Origin of the sequence: Acidisoma sp. L85, assembly GCF_009765865.1 — a bacterium.
In the GTDB taxonomy this organism is placed as follows: Bacteria; Pseudomonadota; Alphaproteobacteria; order Acetobacterales; family Acetobacteraceae; genus Acidisoma.
Window position 1 is genome coordinate 1 of record NZ_LMUQ01000047.1, and the last position, 15431, is coordinate 15431.

Here is a 15431-nt window from a genome sequence, read left to right on the forward strand (position 1 = left end):
GGGCCGCGTAGCGAGTCTTGCATGCCGGAAGCAGGCTATTTGCCGATCCCCAAGAAGCTCGCGCGCGCCGGGGTCAAGGACATGCTGCGAATTTCCGACGCGCGCATGAGCGGCACGGCTTTCGGGACGATCGTGCTGCATGTTTCGCCGGACGCAGCCTCGGGCGGTCCGTTGAGCTTCGTTGAGACGGGCGATGTGATCGCGCTGAGTGTGCGTGACCGAAGCATCGAATTGCGCGTCGCGCCCGACGAGTTACAACGCAGAAAAGCCGGGACCGCTCCGGCCGCCGCCGGTCCGGCGAAGCGCGGCTACGACTGGCTATATAGCGAATTCGTCACCCAGGCCGAGTCCGGCTGCGATTTTCGGTTTCTACAAGGAAGTAGCTAAAAAGAATCCGAGGCCGAGATCAAAGATCGATAAGGAAACATCTCGGGCTCTGAGAATTGCAACAGTCCGATCGAACTTGTTGAGCCTCAGAAGATGTCATCGCGGGCTTCCGCGGTGTGACGCCAGTTCGAGACGCGGCTGACGCGCAGGCGACATCAATCCGACGTTGCAACCAAGTCCGCCGAGTTTGGACCTGTTTTGTTGAAGGGCGGGCCTTTTTGCTTCCGCAGGAGCGGGTAGGCCTGCGTCGTTGCAAGAATCGACGGCGACAGTAACGCGACACGGTTGATGTCGATTTCCGCAATAAGCCGATCTCACCACCGGGTTAATCGAAGAGCCACGCAGCTCGGCCCTAGGTTGCCTGACCGGCGGCCAGTGTCCCGCATCGGATGCAAATGCGGCGTCCGCGGGTAAAGGGGGGACTTCCTGCGCACCAGGACCGAAGTGGTCGGAACGCGGGTCACCCGATGCGATCGAAGGCAGACCCATGAGGCGGAGCGGGTGGGATTGCCCGACCCGACCGCCCTTACATCATCGAACATGTTTGCGCTTCCTTCCGCGACTGGCGGCGGAGGGTCGCGGTGGCCAGGTGCCGATGGACGGTGGCGCGGGAAATGCCCAGCAGCCGCGCCGCCGCCGAAACGTTCCATCCGGTGCGGGCCAGAGCCGCCTCCATCGTCAGCGTCCCGGCGCCGGATGCTCCGGCGCTGCGGGCTGCCTTACTTCGAAGGGCTGAAGGCAGATGCTCGGGCATTATCTCTGACGCATCGGCCATCGCCACGGCGTGGCGCGCCACATGGCGCAGCTCCCTCAGGTTGCCTGGCCAAGTATAGGCCTCCAGCATTGCTGCTGCCGGCTCGGACAGAACAATATCCGCCACCCCGGCAGCCCGCGCCTCGCTCTCGACAACGCTGGAAATCAGCGCGGCACGGTCGGCGCGGTCACGCAGCGGCGGCAAGTTCACTGTGGCGCCATTGAGCCGGAAGAACAGGTCCTGGCGAAACCGGCCGAGTGCCACCAGACCCTCGATATCCTGCAGGCTGGCCGAGACGACCGCCAGATCCACCGTCTGCATCGGCCCGCCGCCGAGCGGGGCGACGACGCCCTCACTCAGCACATGCAGTAGGCGTGTCTGCAGGAGCAGCGGCATGTCGCCGATCTCGTCGAGGAAGAGCGTGCCGCCGTCCGCCTCGCGCACCAAACCCTTGCTGCCTTGGCGATTCGCCCCGGTGAAGGCGCCGGCACGATGTCCGAACAGCTCGCCTTCGATCAGCTCCTGCGGGATGGCGGCGCAATTGACTGTTACGAAGGGCTTGGTGGCGCGGGCGCTGGTCTCGTGCAGCATGCGCGCCAGTGCCGTCTTGCCGCTACCAGTTTCACCCTGCAGCATCACCGGCAGACCGCGCGCGAACAGGCGCTGCGCCGTGCTGATGCGGACCACCATCTCCTTCGTTTCCCCGAAGAGCAGCACCATCGCGTCCGGAGGTGCCGCGATGGCGTGGCGCTGCCTGGCAAGCGGCGTGACGCGGGGCCGGCTAGGCCCCAGCATGCGAGCATAGAGGGGATCGGCCTCGCGCGGCGGTCGGGCCCGGACCTGCATCTCCGGCGCGATGGAAAGGTCGCGGAGCCCGAGCGTCTCCGGCATCGAGCGGCCGACAAGCCGGCCCGCCGGGATCTTCAACATGCGACTGGCGGCCGGGGTCGCGGAGACGATCCGATCCGCATCGTCCAGTACTAGCCGCGCCTCATTCGCGAGATCGACGAAGTCACCGTAGCGCGACAGCCGCAGGATGCGCCGGCCCGCATGTTGACGCTGAAGATGCAGGTTCTCGATCCGCAGCGCTGCCTTGCCCACGATCTTGCGAACCATGTGTTGCGTCGCGTGGTCGGTGCGGCGAGGCGTGGTGACATTGATGACTCCCAGGATCTGATCGGCCGAGCGGAAAATCGGAGCGACGGTGCAAGACAGCCCCAGCAGCCGCGTTCCGAAATGCTCCTCCATCACGACCGAGAGGGAATTATGCTCCTTGAGGCAGGTGCCGATGCCGTTGGTGCCTTGCTGTTCTTCCAGCCAGATGCTGCCCGCGATCGTTCCCGCTTTGCGGACATCGTCCTGCAGATCCGCCGTGCAATGTGCCGCGACGACGACGCCACTGTCGTCGGTCATCGTCATGAAATAGCCGCTGCTGCCGATCTGCTCGAATAGCCGCTCCAGCTCCTCGCGCGCCAGCATCAGCAGGTCGTCTGCTGCGTCGTAACGCAGCTTGAGTTCCGCCGAGGTCAAGATATTGGGACCAGGCAGCGCATCCGGCTCCAGCCCGTACTCGCCGATGCAGCGCTGCCACGACTTCACTATAATGCCAGCATTGTCTGGAACGCCCAGCACAGACGCCGCCGCGACATCCACCGACATGGCAACACGGTCGATGTGCTGCAGCTCCCCCATGGGCTCGTCCTTATGCCTTCGTGGCTCTTGGTTAGGCGCAGGGCCAGAGCGCTAGACTAGACCCGTCGGCAAGCGGTTTCAACGCCTGCCGCTCGGGCTTGCGACACCTGTCGCATGCGACAGTTTCAGTGTCGCGCGCGACAGGTTCGCGGATCGCTCCGATGCCCCTAACCTGTTGCAAAGACCTAATTTCCGCCTTGGCACGCGCTTTGCACTAACCCCGGCAGGACGAAGGCGGTGTCACCAATGTGCGGTGCCGGAGGGAAAACATGAAACAGCGCGCCTCGCGCACATCGACTGCCTCGCCCGATGGAGGCTGGGAGGATGACGATCGGATGGCGGACAACTTCCGCCGCGCCATGCGTCGCATGACAGGTACGATATCCCTCGTAACCACGCGGGATGATCAAGATGCGCCGCACGGCATGGCGGCGTCGGCTGTCGTTCCCGTGTCAATGCAGCCGCCTTCCCTGCTGGTCTCCGTCAACAGGTCGGCGCTGATGTATTCAGTTTTGTCTACGACGGGCGTGTTCTGCGCCAATATTCTGGACGACACCGCCCATCCCCTGGTCGAGATCTTCGGACGATCTGACCGGCGCGGCGAGCGCTTCCTGTCGGGCGCGTGGCAACGTAGTTGGCGCGGATTGCCATTCTTACCGTCCGCGCTCTGTTGCGTCTTCTGCGCGGTGGATGCGCAGATGGACTATGGCACGCATACGCTCTTGGTCGGCCGTGTCGGCCAAGTGCTGGTGCGCGATAGCGGAATGCCACTGCTTTGGGGCGATGGCGCCTTCGTTTCAGTAGTGCCGTTCGAAACCGGCTAGGCCTGAACGCGGCCTAGCCGAAGACGAGTCCAATCAACAAAACTGGGAGAACGACCAATGGCTACCCGTAGAGGCCTTCTTGCCGGCGCCGCCTCGGTGATGTTTGCCGCCCCGTTGTTACCTCGCGCCGCGCGGGCCGCGGATCCGGTGTTGAAGGTGCCGCATCCAACAATCGGCGTGGTGGTGCCGCAACTACTCATCGAATTCTGGAACGACTACCTAGCCTTCATGAAACTCGGCGCTAAGCAGTTGGGCGTGAACCTCATCGTCGTGGATGCGCAGAACAGCCCGGAGCGGATGATCCGCTCGATCCAGGATCTCGCGGCGCGTAAGGTCGACGGCATCATCTTCACCGCTTATTGGTCGGTTGGCACGCGCGGCCTTTCGATCGCCAAGGATGCCGGGATTCCTGTCGCCATCACCGACACGCACCCGGACTACCCGCCGCAGACTGCGCGCTTCCCGAACTACATTAGCTTCGTTGGGCCGAGCGACGAGGATATGGGCGCCAGCATCGGCAAGGCATTAATCGACGCTACGCCGGCGGGCCCTGACGGTAAGAAGCGCATCGGAATCGTCAACGGCACCGCCGGCACTTCGGTTGCCGTCAACCGCCGCAAGGGCTTCGCGGCTCTGCTGAAGCAGCACCCGGAAGTCATCGTCGAAGGCGAGGTCAATGGCGACTTCGAGAGGGAGACTGCGCTTGCTGCGTTTCAATCCTTCTATATCGGCCATTCCGATATCCGAGGCGTGTGGGTGGCGAGCGGCGGTATGGCGAGCGGTGTGATGACGGCGCTGCGTAACCGCGGCAAGATTCCTGGTAAAGACGTCGTCGTGGTCTGCATAGATCTCGAGACGGGCAATCGCAAGGCGCTGAAGGATGGCGAGTTGTTATTCGACATGGGTGGCCACTGGCTCTCCGGCGGCTTCGCGCTGCTCGCCCTCTACGATGCGATCGAGGGCCACACATTGCCGGCGAATGTCGCCGACTTCCACATGAAGATGCTGCCGTTGACGAAAAGCTACGTTGCCGACTTCGAGAAGGACTTCCCTAACAACCTACCGGATTACGACTTTAAGGCGAACTCATTGACCTGGAATCCGAACGCCAAGCCCGGTGTGTTCCAGGTGCCGAATGTGGAGTTCTTCCGCTCGAAGATCCTTGGCTCCTGAGGCATCCGTGGACGGCGAGGGAAGGGGGGATGAGGTGCAAACCATCGAACTGACAGCCGAACATCTATTCAAGAGCTACGGTAGCACGCGCGCGTTGGTGGATGTCTCCACCACATTGCGGCCGGGCCGCATCCACGCCTTCGCGGGTGAGAATGGTGCCGGCAAGTCGACTCTTCTCAAGATCCTCGCTGGCGTAGAAAGCGCGGACGGCGGGACCTTGCTGCTCAACGGCAAGCCTTACCGTCCGCGCAACCTGCGCGACGCGGAGGAACACGGCATCGCACTGGTGTTTCAGGAACTCACGATCAACCCGTCTCTGGGGATCGCCGAGAATATCTATATCGACCGCATGCGGCGCTTCAGCCGCCGTTTCGGTACGCTCGATGCGAAGAAGATGCGCCGCACCGCACAGATCATCATCGACCGGCTCGATATCGGCATCAGCGTCGAGCAGGATATCGCTTCGCTCGACCTCGGTCAGCTCAAATGCATCGAAATCTGTCGCGCCCTGTCTACTCAGCCGTCGCTAATTCTGTTGGATGAGGCGACCGCCTTCCTTGGCTGGAAGGAGGTCGAGGCGGTGCTCGCCGTCATGCGCCGCTTACGGGAGGAGGGCGTCACCCTCGGCTTCGTCTCCCACCACATCGCCGAGGTGATGGGCGTCGCGGATACTGTGATCATCCTCAAGGACGGCGCCAATGTGGGTGAGCTGCATGGCGCCGACATCAACGCCGAGACCATCCATACTCGCATGGTCGGCCGCGAGGTGTCCGCCGAACTCTATCCGGCGCGGCACGAGCGGGCGGCTAGCAAGACGCTGCTGGAACTGTCGGGCATTCGACTTGCCGAGAGCACGGAGGATCTTAACCTCACGGTGCATGCCGGCGAGGTGGTGGGCATCGCCGGGCTGAAGGGCGCCGGTGGCGAGCAGATCATAGCTATCATTGCCGGTGATCAGCGCGCGGCCGCGGGCGCAATGGCGCTGAACGGCTCGCCATATCGGCCGCGTCTGCCGACCGATGGGTGGTTGGCGGGCATCAGCTACGTGCCCGGCGATCGCGCGCGCGAGGGGCTGATCGTAGATTTCAGCATCCTCGACAACCTCGTGATGGCTGCCAGTCCGCATCGAGGGCCGGTCTTCAACAAGGCGAAGGCGGTGGACATTGCGAAGGGTGCCGTCAGGCGCCTATCGATTAAGACAAACGATATCCGCGCTCCCTGCTCCAGCTTGAGCGGCGGCAATATGCAGAAGGTGGTGCTAGGTAAATGTCTTGGCACCGAGCCACGCCTGATGTTGCTGAACAACCCGACGCGCGGCGTCGATGTCGGCGCGCGGCAGGACATCTATCGCGCCATCCGCAAGCTGGTTGATGGAGGCCTCGCCGTTCTGCTGGTGAGCGAGGATCTGACGGAGCTTCTCGGCATCAGCGAACGGCTGATCGTGCTGCGTCGCGGCAATGTGTCGGGAAGCTTTGATCTCAACCAGCCGTGCACGGAGCAGGAGGTCGTGCGATGCATGGTCTAGACAAATCGATCGCCACACAAGGTGGGAGTGGCCGATGACGACGGACACCTTGAAAGAGGAAGACCCGAAGGCGCGGGACTTGGCGAAAAGCAAGCAGATGGCATCGGCGGTGAAGTCGCAGCAGGCCGCGCGCCGCCGATCAATGGGAATGGTGAAGAACTACTTCCCCATCGCCTTGCTGGCGCTGCTTTGTATAGCCTTCGCCTTGATGAACCACCGTTTCGTGACCCTGTCGAACTTGGTGACAGTGCTGCAGCAGACGGTGACGCTGCTGGTGGTTGCGCTCGGCCTCACCTTCGTGATCATCGCCGGCTCGATCGATCTCTCGGTGGGCTCCATCGTCGGTATGGCCACCGTGGTCGCCGCCATGACGGCCCCCTCGCTCGGCGCCTTAGCCATCATTCCGGCCTGCGCCGTCGGTCTGCTCGCCGGCACTATCAACGGGTTTGTCTTCGTCAAGGGCAAAGTGCCGTCTTTCATTGTAACACTCGGTGCCATGGTGGTCTATCGCGGCATCATCCTGATCTTCACGAGCGGCACCACGATCTCGATCGATGACGAGCGCTTCGTCAACGCCTTCGGCGGCAACAGCCTGGGCGTGCCGCATTCGGTGGTCATCGCCGTGGTGCTGACGGTCGTCTGCCTGCTGATACTCGACACCACCGTCTTCGGGCGAGAGGTGCGCGCGGTCGGCGGCGGCGAGCGCGTCGCGGCACTGACCGGTATTCGGGTGGAGCGCGTAAAGATCGGCATCTACATGCTGCTCGGCCTGCTCGCTGGTGTCGCCGGTGTGCTGAATGGCGCGTGGTCCATGGCGGCCACGGCGCAGATGGGCACTGGGCTGGAACTTGATGCGATCGGCGCCGTAGTGGTCGGCGGCACGCCGCTGACAGGCGGTCAGGGCAGCGTGCTGCGCACAGTGCTCGGATGCCTTATCATGGTTATCCTGAGCAACGGCATGGATATGGTGGGGCTTGACCCCTACATCCAAAACATTGCCAAGGGCGTCGTGCTGGTGGCGGCGGTCTTCGTCACCATCGACCGCTCGAAGATCAGCGTCATGAAATAAGAAGCGAGCGTTACAGGAAAATCAAAGGAGGGGCTGCGTGCTAGAAACAAACGTCACGATCGTTACTGGAGCCGGACAGGGCATGGGCGAGGTCCATGCCCGTATTCTCGCCGCTAAGGGTGCAAGCGTGATCCTGACAGACATCGATACCGCGGCGGGCGAGGCTGTCGCGAAGGATCTGCGCAGCAGTGGTCACACAGCCACCTTCATCGCGCAGGATGTCGCGTCCGAAGCCGATTGGCAGAAGGTCATTGATCAGGCCATGGAGCGTCACGGCAAGGTCGATACCCTTGTCAACAATGCCGGCATCCTGGTCCGTATCCCGCTCGAGGAGTTGAGCGTCGAAGACTTTGACCGCATGCATGCGGTCAATGTCCGCGGCACATTCCTCGGCTGTAAGGCGGTAGTGCCGGCGATGCGCGTGGCGGGCGGCGGCTCGATTATCAACATCTCGTCTATGTCGGGCACGGTCGCCAATATGCCGGGAATGACCGGCTATTGCTCGACCAAGGGCGCGGTACGGCTGCTGACCAAGGCAGTGGCGGTCGATCTCGCGAAATACAATATCCGCGTGAACTCCGTGCATCCCGGCACGATCGCGACGCCGATGACGAAGAGCTATTACGAAGATCCCGACATGCGGAAGATGATCCTTGGACCGACGCTTATGGAGCGTCCGGGCCAGCCGGATGAGGTTTCGGAAGTGATCGCTTTCCTCGCCTCCAAAGGGTCATCCTACATGACCGGCGCCGAAATAGCCGTGGACGGGGGATACACTGCAGTATGAATCAGTCAGCACTCGACCGAGTCACGATGCCCACGCGGACGCTCGGTCGCACAGGCCTCGCGGTCAGCGTGCTCGGCGTCGGCACGGCTGGCCTGGGCGGCATGTTCACCGGCGTTCCAGTGAAAGACGTCGTGGGCACGCTCAACGCGGCCTGGGATGCGGGTATAAAGTTCTTCGATACCGCCCCGATGTATGGGCTCGGTAAGCTTGAACTTCTGGTCGGCCATGTGTTGCGCCAGCGTCAGGAGGAAGGTGGCGGCTCGGACTTTGTCCTGAGCAGTAAGGTCGGCCGCCTCATGATTCTCGAGCGGCCGGGCCGCAAGATCGAAAACCGGCTGCCACCCAACCCCTACGACCCCGGCTGGGTCGGTGCTCTGCCTTTCGAGGAGGTGTTCGACTACTCCTATGACGGCGTGATGCGCAGCTTCGACGATAGCTTGGCGCGGCTCGGCCTCGGTCGCATCGACATCCTGCAGATCCACGATATCGGCCGCGAGACCCATGGCGCGCTACATGATCGTCACTGGGGCGCGCTGACCAGGGGCGGCGGTTTCCGCGCGCTGGAAGAACTGCGCGGCGCCGGCCTCATCCGCGCAATCGGCGTTGGCGCTAACGAGGTCGGGGTGATCCGCGACGCGATCGAGGAGTTCGACCTTGACTGTTGTCTGGTCGCTGGACGCTATACACTGCTAGACCAGGCGGCGATTGTAACGCTTCTGCCACTGGCGCAGAAGCGCCGTGTTGCCGTGGTCATCGGTGGTCCCTTCAACTCCGGCATCCTGGCCGCCCCCGCGGGCGCGCCACGGAAGTTCAACTACCGGGACGCGGATGAAGGGACCATCCGCCGCTACGAAGCCATCGCCGGGATATGCGCGCAGCATAACGTGCCGGTGCCGGCCGCGGCTCTGCAGTTTCCACTCGCCCATCCCGCGGTCGCGACCGTTCTCGTCGGCTGCCGCACGCCCGAGGAGTTGCGCCAAGCAGCAGCATGGGTGCAGGCGCCGATCCCCGGCGCGCTTTGGGCAGCGCTGAAGGCCGGTGACCTGCTGAACTCCGCGGCGGTCGTTCCATCCCGATATTCTGCATGATGACCCATACAAGGAAGATAAAATGAAGCTCGGTCTTTTCATGATGCCGCTTCACACGCTCAAGCTCGGCTACAAGGAGATGTACGACCAGGATGTCGAGGCCGCGCTCTTCTCCGAGCAGCTCGGCTATGACGAATTTTGGATCGGTGAACATGTCGCGGCCAAGGTGGAGCCGGTGACGAGCGCGCTGCAGTTCCTATCCGCCATCGCCTACCAGACCAAGAACATAAAGCTCTGCACCGGCGTCGTAAACCTGCCGCAACATCACCCGGCACGGGTCGCTGCCGATGCCGCCATGCTTGACCATATGTGCAACGGGCGGCTGATCCTTGGCATCGGGCCGGGTGGCCTCGCATCCGACTTCGAGCTCTTCCAAACCGTCGACAAGAATCGGCAGGAGATGATGGAGGAAAGCGCCGACATGATCGGCGCTATATGGGCCGGTGCCGCCCCCTACAAGATTGACGGCAAATACTGGTCGATCAAGGTGGTCGATTCCGTGCAGCCGGACATGGGCATCGGCCCCATGCCGACGCCCTTCCAGCAGCCTTTCCCGACCTTCTGCACCTCAGCGATGAGCCCATTCTCTAGCACAGCCAAGCTGGCCGGCCGGCGCGGCTGGAACCTGATCTCGGCAAACTTCAACGCCCCTTGGGTAGTACGCTCGCAGTGGGAGGCTTATGAGGCCGGCGCCGCCGCCGCGGGACTGCGGCCGGATCCGAAAAGCTGGCGCATCGCCCGCACCATCCTGGTGACGGACAGCGATGAGGAAGCCCGCAATTACCTTGCTGAAGATGGCAACGCTGTCTGGAGCTACTACAACTACCTGTTCACTCAGCTCGGCCGCGCCGGCGCCCGAAAGATCTTTCTTACCGAGAAGACCGGCCGCGAAGAAGACCTGACGCTGGAGGCAGTGATGGATGCGATGGTCATCGCCGGCCCGGCCAGCCATGTCGTAGACCGGCTGATCGCTTTCATAGACGAGGTCGGACCGTTCGGCGGCTTACTGTCAGCATTCCATGAATGGGACCGCAAGGCGTTGTGGGAGAACTCCATGCGCCGTCTGGTGGAACAGGTCGTGCCGAAGGTGCGGCAATACTGCAACGTCAAGCTCGCGGCATGAAGGCGGCCCGGTTCCATGCCCGGCGGGATGTACGGGTGGAAGAGGTAGCACCCCCACCGGACGACCTCGGGCCGCATGAGGTGCTCGTACGGAATCGTCTTTGCGGCATCTGCGGCACTGATTTGCACGAGTATGCGCATGGACCCATCTTTGTTCCACAGTCGCCGCATCCCTTCTCGGGGGCGCAGCTGCCGCAGATCCTCGGCCACGAATTCGGCGGCGTGGTCGTCGCGGTGGGATCGGATGTGCGGGATACCTCGCCCGGCGATCGTGTGGCAATCCAACCGCATATGGCGCCGCCCGACGATTACTACGTTCGCCGGGGCTTGACCCAGCTCAGCGAGCAGCTTGCTATTGTCGGCCTTAGCGCCGCCTGGGGCGGCTTCGCGGACTACGCCGTGGTGAATGACTACAACGCGGTTCCCATCCCCGACGGCGTCACGGATGAACAGGCGGCGCTGATAGAGCCTGCCGCGGTCGCTCTCCACGCTGTCGAACGCGGCGGTGTCCGGCCAGGGGACAGCGTGTTGGTGGTCGGTGCTGGACCTATCGGCCAACTCCAGGTGATGGCGGCGCGCGCAGCAGGGGCCACGCTCATCTTCCTGGCCGACATCAACGATAGCCGGCTCGTCCTCGCCCGCACGATTCTGGGGGACATCCACACCGTCAACCCGTTACGCGAAGATCTGCTGGAAATACTGCGGGATCTGACGGTCGGCCATATCGGTGTGGATGTCGCTTTTGAATGCGTCGGCCAGGGCCGTGCGCTGGGCAGCTGCATCGCAGCGGTTCGGCCGCAGGGCGTGGTAGTGCAGGTCGGGCTACATGTCGGCCCCGCTGAGATTGATGCCTATGCCATCACCCGTAAGGACATCGACCTGCGCGGATCATGGTGCTACTCGACGCTGATGTGGCCGAGGGTCGCGGCCATCTTCGCGTCGGGTATCATGCAGCCCGAATTGATGGTAACGAAGCGGGTGACACTCGATGAGATCGTTCAGGATGGCTTCGAAGCTTTGCTGGATCCGGCGGGTGACCAGCTGAAGATTCTCGTCGAAGCTGGTGTCTGACGTAGCGTTGCCGGCAACCCGAGCCCATATCGCATGCGTGTCGTCGTCGGCGACCTCGGAAGCTTACCGATACCAGCGACATCGACCTTTATCGTGAGGGTTAGTGGCGGCTCTACCGTGTCCGGACCGAGGCTATGCTGCGCTCCGCTTCGCGAACTGCTGACTTTCTCGATTGGTGCGAAAGGGCAGTCCAAATCGGCCGCGTGCTCGCCGCCAATGCCGACGGCACAACAGCCATATGCCTCTAGTTTCGACGTCTATAACAATAGCACTGAGCGAGGCTCCTGATGTCCACTGAAACCAAAAGTGTTCTCGTCGCCGGTGTGCAAGGCGTTATCGGCCGAGCGGTGGCCGAGCGCTTTGCCCATCTGCCGCAAACCAAAGTTCTTGGGTTGTCACGTCGGCCAGGGGATTTGGTCGACGTTGAGCACATTTCGGTCGATCTGCTCTCCCCGACTGACGTGCGATCAAAGCTCGCGAACCTGACGGACATCACTCACGTTGTTTTTGCCCCGTACATAGAGAAACCGACGGCTGCGGAGCGAAGCACGGTTAATGTCGCGCTGCTAGAAAACTTGCTTGACGTCATAGAGCCAGCATCACCGAGCCTTCGGCACATCGCATTCTACCAGGGTGGCAAGGCCTACGGAGCCGATCTTGGGCCATTCAAAACCCCAGCGCGCGAGGATGATCCCCGCCTAATGCCGCCAAACTTCTACTATGACCAGGAAGATACTCTGCGCCGTAGGCAGCAGGGAAAAGCGTGGAATTTCACTGCGCTGCGGCCAGAGGCGGTGTGCGGTTACGCCATCGGCAATCCAATGAATCTAACGATGGTCATTGCCATCTACGCGGCACTTTCAAAGGAACTTGGCTTACCACTGCGTTTTCCTGGGTCAATGAGCGCCTACAGAGCGCTGTATCAAGTGACTTCAGCCGACATTCTCGCCGCGGCGGCCGATTGGGCAGGAAACGAGCCGCGGGCTGCCAACGAGATTTTCAACATCACGAACGGCGATTATTTCCGCTGGGAGCATATGTGGCCACGTATTGCCCGGATGTTTGACATGGAAGTCGGCTACCCTGTGCCGCTGCCTCTGGCCGAGTACATGGCAGATAAGGCGCCGCTTTGGGAGACAATGATCCAAAAATACGGACTTAAGAATGTAAAATACGAGGACATCGTGTCGTGGCCATTTGGCGATTTCATTTTCAATAGCGAGTTCGACAATATTTCCAGCACGATCAAGGCGCGGCGAGCGGGTTTCCACGATTGCATTGATACCGAAGAGATGTTCCGCCAGTTCTTTTCATCGTTGAAGGAGCGAAAAATCATTCCGGTCTGAAGCAAAATTCGTTGTGAGACCCGCGGTGCGGTTGCGTCATACACGCTAGGGTTGTCCTTCCGAAATGCCAATGCAAACTTGCGACCAGCAGGCTGAGGGTCAACACGTGATAAAGTTTCCTACTCACGTCTTGAGACCTGGACGCACAGGGACCGTTAAACAGAGCGATTGAGCCGTTATGAGTCTCGTCAGAGCCGAGGACTTCTAGGGTCGAGCGAACCTACACCTGCCTACGTTGTGTGAATCAAGTGGGCCTGCATGGGATCTAACATGCTTTAGCCTGTGATCCGGCGGCGGGTCTCGTCTGGTTTTGGGCGCTGCCCGCCGACGTAGGTCTCGTAGCACTAACAGAAACGCCATAGATGAATACAGCCAAAGGGCATAGAGTGACCGTACGTCGCCCCCCAAACGGGCCGCCGCGGCGCTGATGCTGTTTTCATTAGCGATGTCGATAGAACCGTGCTGGAAACGGGCGGTCCGCTCGAGATCGTCCTCGAAACTACGGGCTAAAGCAACCACTGTTGTAAAGGTGGATTGATCAAGCAGTGCCTTCACCAAAGCCGCGCCGATGCCGCCCGAGGCGCCAATGACGACAGCACAGCTTTTCGGTGCAAAGCTGCGCATTTGGGATATCACCAGCTCATGCTTCCCAGCATGCCCTTGAACGGCCCCTTGAGGTTGCGCGTCACCCACCCGCCGTAGAAGCCACCCGGCTGCGGTGTTGCGGCCTCGCCGCCAACAAAGCACGCGTCCATCCTGCCGGCATAAACGGCGAGATAATCCCGGATCAAAGCGAAACCTTCTGTCGGCTTCGGGTAGCTCCACCCCGCGCGCTCCGCCACACGGTTGTCAACCCTAATGCTCCAATATTGCGCTGAGCCTTTCCATTCGCAGACGCTTGCTCCCGAGGCCGGCGTCAATACGCATCCGGTGAAGGCCGAGGGAGGCAGATAATAGACCGGCGGGTGAGAGGTCTCCAACACCCGAAACCCCGCAGTCGTCGCGGCGATCACTCGGCCGGCGAACAGGATGCGTAGTTTCTGCGCGGCAGGCTCGAGACGGGGCGGCCGAGGATAAATCCCAGACGTTCTCCATGAGGGCGTTCTGTCCATCGTAAGGTTGTCTCGAAGAGCCAAGAAAGGGGCAGTTATCAAGAGAGGTTCATATGGTTCTAGACACCTATGCGGCCAGTAGCACCTGAATATGTCCAGAAGAACACGCGGCTCAAGATGTCCGGGAAGCGTCAAGACGATGATGCCAAACGAGAAAGCGCTCCCGCGAACGCCCCTTTTCTTCAGGGTTACGTCACCGCCAAGTTCGTTCCAATGCGTTTCCGTGCAGCCAATTGGCGTCACGCGGTGAGGTATGCGGGCCGCTGCTGAGGCGAGACCTGCTCATTGCGAGCTAGATACGTTGGGCGCTGGTTCGGCAAGACCGTTTCGTTGCGAGATAGATAAGCCGGGCGCTGCTGGGGCGAAACCTGCTCGTCGCGAGCAAGATAGGTGGGGCGCTGATTTGGCCGCACCGCCTCGTTTCGGGCCTGCGCCGACACACCGTGATGCGGCGTGGGTTCGCTAGCTATGGCTGCGCCCGTCATGCCTAAGCTGACAACGGCCACGGCGGCCACCAAAAAGTTCTTCATCATAAGTCTCCTTACCAAGAGGGTAGGAGGGACACATGAGTGGGTCCCCCAATTATGGACATAGAGTGAGGCGGTCAGATAGCCGGCCGCCTGAGGAAAAGATCCGATCCGCGTGGGTCAGGGCGGCATTAACGCGCGAAGCGGGCGAGATCGTAGTGGGCGCGAAGACGTCCGGGCTGACAGCGGTAGCTGCGTGAAAGCCGAAACTCTCCGTAGGCATCCTCCGAAATGAGGCGGTCCATTTTGGCCGCACACATCATCGGGGGAACATCGGCATTCAGATGCAGCTTGATCATCAAAAATCAGAAGACGTGTCTGTGTGACCGCAGGCGACGGGCATGCCGGCCTTTGCCCTTGGTCGCAGCGAAGCGCCGCAGACGGCGATACTGCTCGGACGATCGCGGCCTCGCCCGAGCAATCAAGCACTCTGCACGCTTTTGCTGCTCAGTTGTGGTGCAATATCTTTCAGCAAAACGGTCGCCGCGCGGCCTTGTGAATGGAAAATCAATCATCTGTGGCGATCTCAATTGCGCGCCCGGCGCGATAGGTGACCCGGAGGAACTCATGACCATCAATGTCAGCGAATTCGTGTGGAAGCGACTGGGCGAGTGGGGCCTGAACCGCGTCTACGGCTATCCGGGAGATGGCGTCGGTGGCCTGGATGTCGCGCTCGAAAAGGCCAAGGACGAGATGGAATATGTCCAGGTCCGGCACGAGGAGATGGCCGCCTTCATGGCTTCCGCACATGCGAAATTCACCGGTCAGGTTGGACTTTGCTACGCGACCTCGGGGCCTGGCGCGATCCATCTCCTCAACGGACTCTATGACGCGAAGATGGACCATGTGCCGGTCGTTGCCATCGTAGGCCAGCAGGCCCGAAGCGGTCTCGGGGCCAGCTACCAGCAGGAGGTTGACCTCCAGAACCTCTTCAAGGACGTGGCAAGCGACTAC

14 protein-coding genes are annotated in these 15431 nt (G+C 61.6%); 11 read left to right on the forward strand and 3 right to left on the reverse strand.

Translation table 11 applies throughout. The features are described 5' to 3' along the window. A partial coding sequence (locus GSQ83_RS13175; RefSeq protein ID WP_174246661.1) for a dihydroxy-acid dehydratase occupies positions 1 to 387 on the forward strand: 387 nt, incomplete at its 5' end. A 526-nt stretch (positions 388 to 913) separates the two neighbouring features. On the opposite strand, the gene GSQ83_RS13180 is transcribed toward GSQ83_RS13175, so the two are convergent. Next, a complete protein-coding gene (locus GSQ83_RS13180; protein WP_158803351.1) occupies positions 914 to 2833 on the reverse strand; it encodes a sigma-54-dependent Fis family transcriptional regulator in 1920 nt (639 codons plus the stop codon). A gap of 269 nt (positions 2834 to 3102) precedes the next feature. On the opposite strand from GSQ83_RS13180, the gene GSQ83_RS13185 reads away from it, so the two are divergent. The 9 genes from GSQ83_RS13185 (at position 3103) to GSQ83_RS13225 (ending at position 12838) form a co-directional block, all read left to right on the forward strand. Next, entirely contained in the window at positions 3103 to 3657 is a 555-nt protein-coding gene (locus GSQ83_RS13185) for a flavin reductase family protein (protein WP_158803352.1), read from the forward strand. Positions 3658 to 3714: 57 nt separating this feature from the next. Further along, complete coding sequence (locus tag GSQ83_RS13190; protein ID WP_158803353.1) at positions 3715 to 4830, forward strand: ABC transporter substrate-binding protein; 1116 nt, start codon at positions 3715 to 3717, stop codon at positions 4828 to 4830. Between the two features lie 34 nt (positions 4831 to 4864). Continuing rightward, positions 4865 to 6355: a sugar ABC transporter ATP-binding protein gene (locus tag GSQ83_RS13195; RefSeq protein WP_158803354.1), complete on the forward strand. Its 1491-nt coding sequence runs from the start codon at positions 4865 to 4867 to the stop codon at positions 6353 to 6355. Between the two features lie 34 nt (positions 6356 to 6389). Beyond that, complete coding sequence (locus tag GSQ83_RS13200; RefSeq protein WP_158803355.1) at positions 6390 to 7424, forward strand: ABC transporter permease; 1035 nt, start codon at positions 6390 to 6392, stop codon at positions 7422 to 7424. A gap of 37 nt (positions 7425 to 7461) precedes the next feature. Next, positions 7462 to 8211 (forward strand): SDR family NAD(P)-dependent oxidoreductase, encoded by a 750-nt coding sequence (locus GSQ83_RS13205; RefSeq protein WP_216850137.1) that lies wholly within the window; start codon positions 7462 to 7464, stop codon positions 8209 to 8211. 26 nt (positions 8212 to 8237) lie between these two features. After that, positions 8238 to 9299 carry an aldo/keto reductase gene (locus GSQ83_RS13210; protein WP_158803356.1) on the forward strand — a complete coding sequence of 354 codons (1062 nt, stop codon included), beginning with the start codon at positions 8238 to 8240 and terminating at the stop codon, positions 9297 to 9299. 22 nt (positions 9300 to 9321) lie between these two features. Then, positions 9322 to 10422 carry an LLM class flavin-dependent oxidoreductase gene (locus GSQ83_RS13215; protein WP_158803357.1) on the forward strand — a complete coding sequence of 367 codons (1101 nt, stop codon included), beginning with the start codon at positions 9322 to 9324 and terminating at the stop codon, positions 10420 to 10422. Next, positions 10419 to 11492: a 2,3-butanediol dehydrogenase gene (locus GSQ83_RS13220; protein ID WP_158803358.1), complete on the forward strand. Its 1074-nt coding sequence runs from the start codon at positions 10419 to 10421 to the stop codon at positions 11490 to 11492. Before GSQ83_RS13215 ends, GSQ83_RS13220 begins: the two co-directional genes overlap by 4 nt. A gap of 287 nt (positions 11493 to 11779) precedes the next feature. Next, positions 11780 to 12838, forward strand: a complete 1059-nt coding sequence (locus GSQ83_RS13225; RefSeq protein WP_158803359.1) for an SDR family oxidoreductase — start codon at positions 11780 to 11782, stop codon at positions 12836 to 12838. 632 nt (positions 12839 to 13470) lie between these two features. On the opposite strand, the gene GSQ83_RS13230 is transcribed toward GSQ83_RS13225, so the two are convergent. Together GSQ83_RS13230 and GSQ83_RS13235 are read right to left on the reverse strand one after the other, a co-directional pair. Continuing rightward, positions 13471 to 13950, reverse strand: coding sequence for a DUF427 domain-containing protein (locus GSQ83_RS13230; protein ID WP_158803360.1), 480 nt, complete (start codon positions 13948 to 13950; stop codon positions 13471 to 13473). A 239-nt stretch (positions 13951 to 14189) separates the two neighbouring features. Continuing rightward, entirely contained in the window at positions 14190 to 14483 is a 294-nt protein-coding gene (locus tag GSQ83_RS13235) for a hypothetical protein (protein ID WP_158803361.1), read from the reverse strand. Between the two features lie 561 nt (positions 14484 to 15044). Here GSQ83_RS13235 and GSQ83_RS13240 point away from each other — a divergent pair. Beyond that, the coding region (locus GSQ83_RS13240; protein ID WP_254065663.1) for a thiamine pyrophosphate-binding protein at positions 15045 to 15431 on the forward strand (387 nt) is incomplete at its 3' end.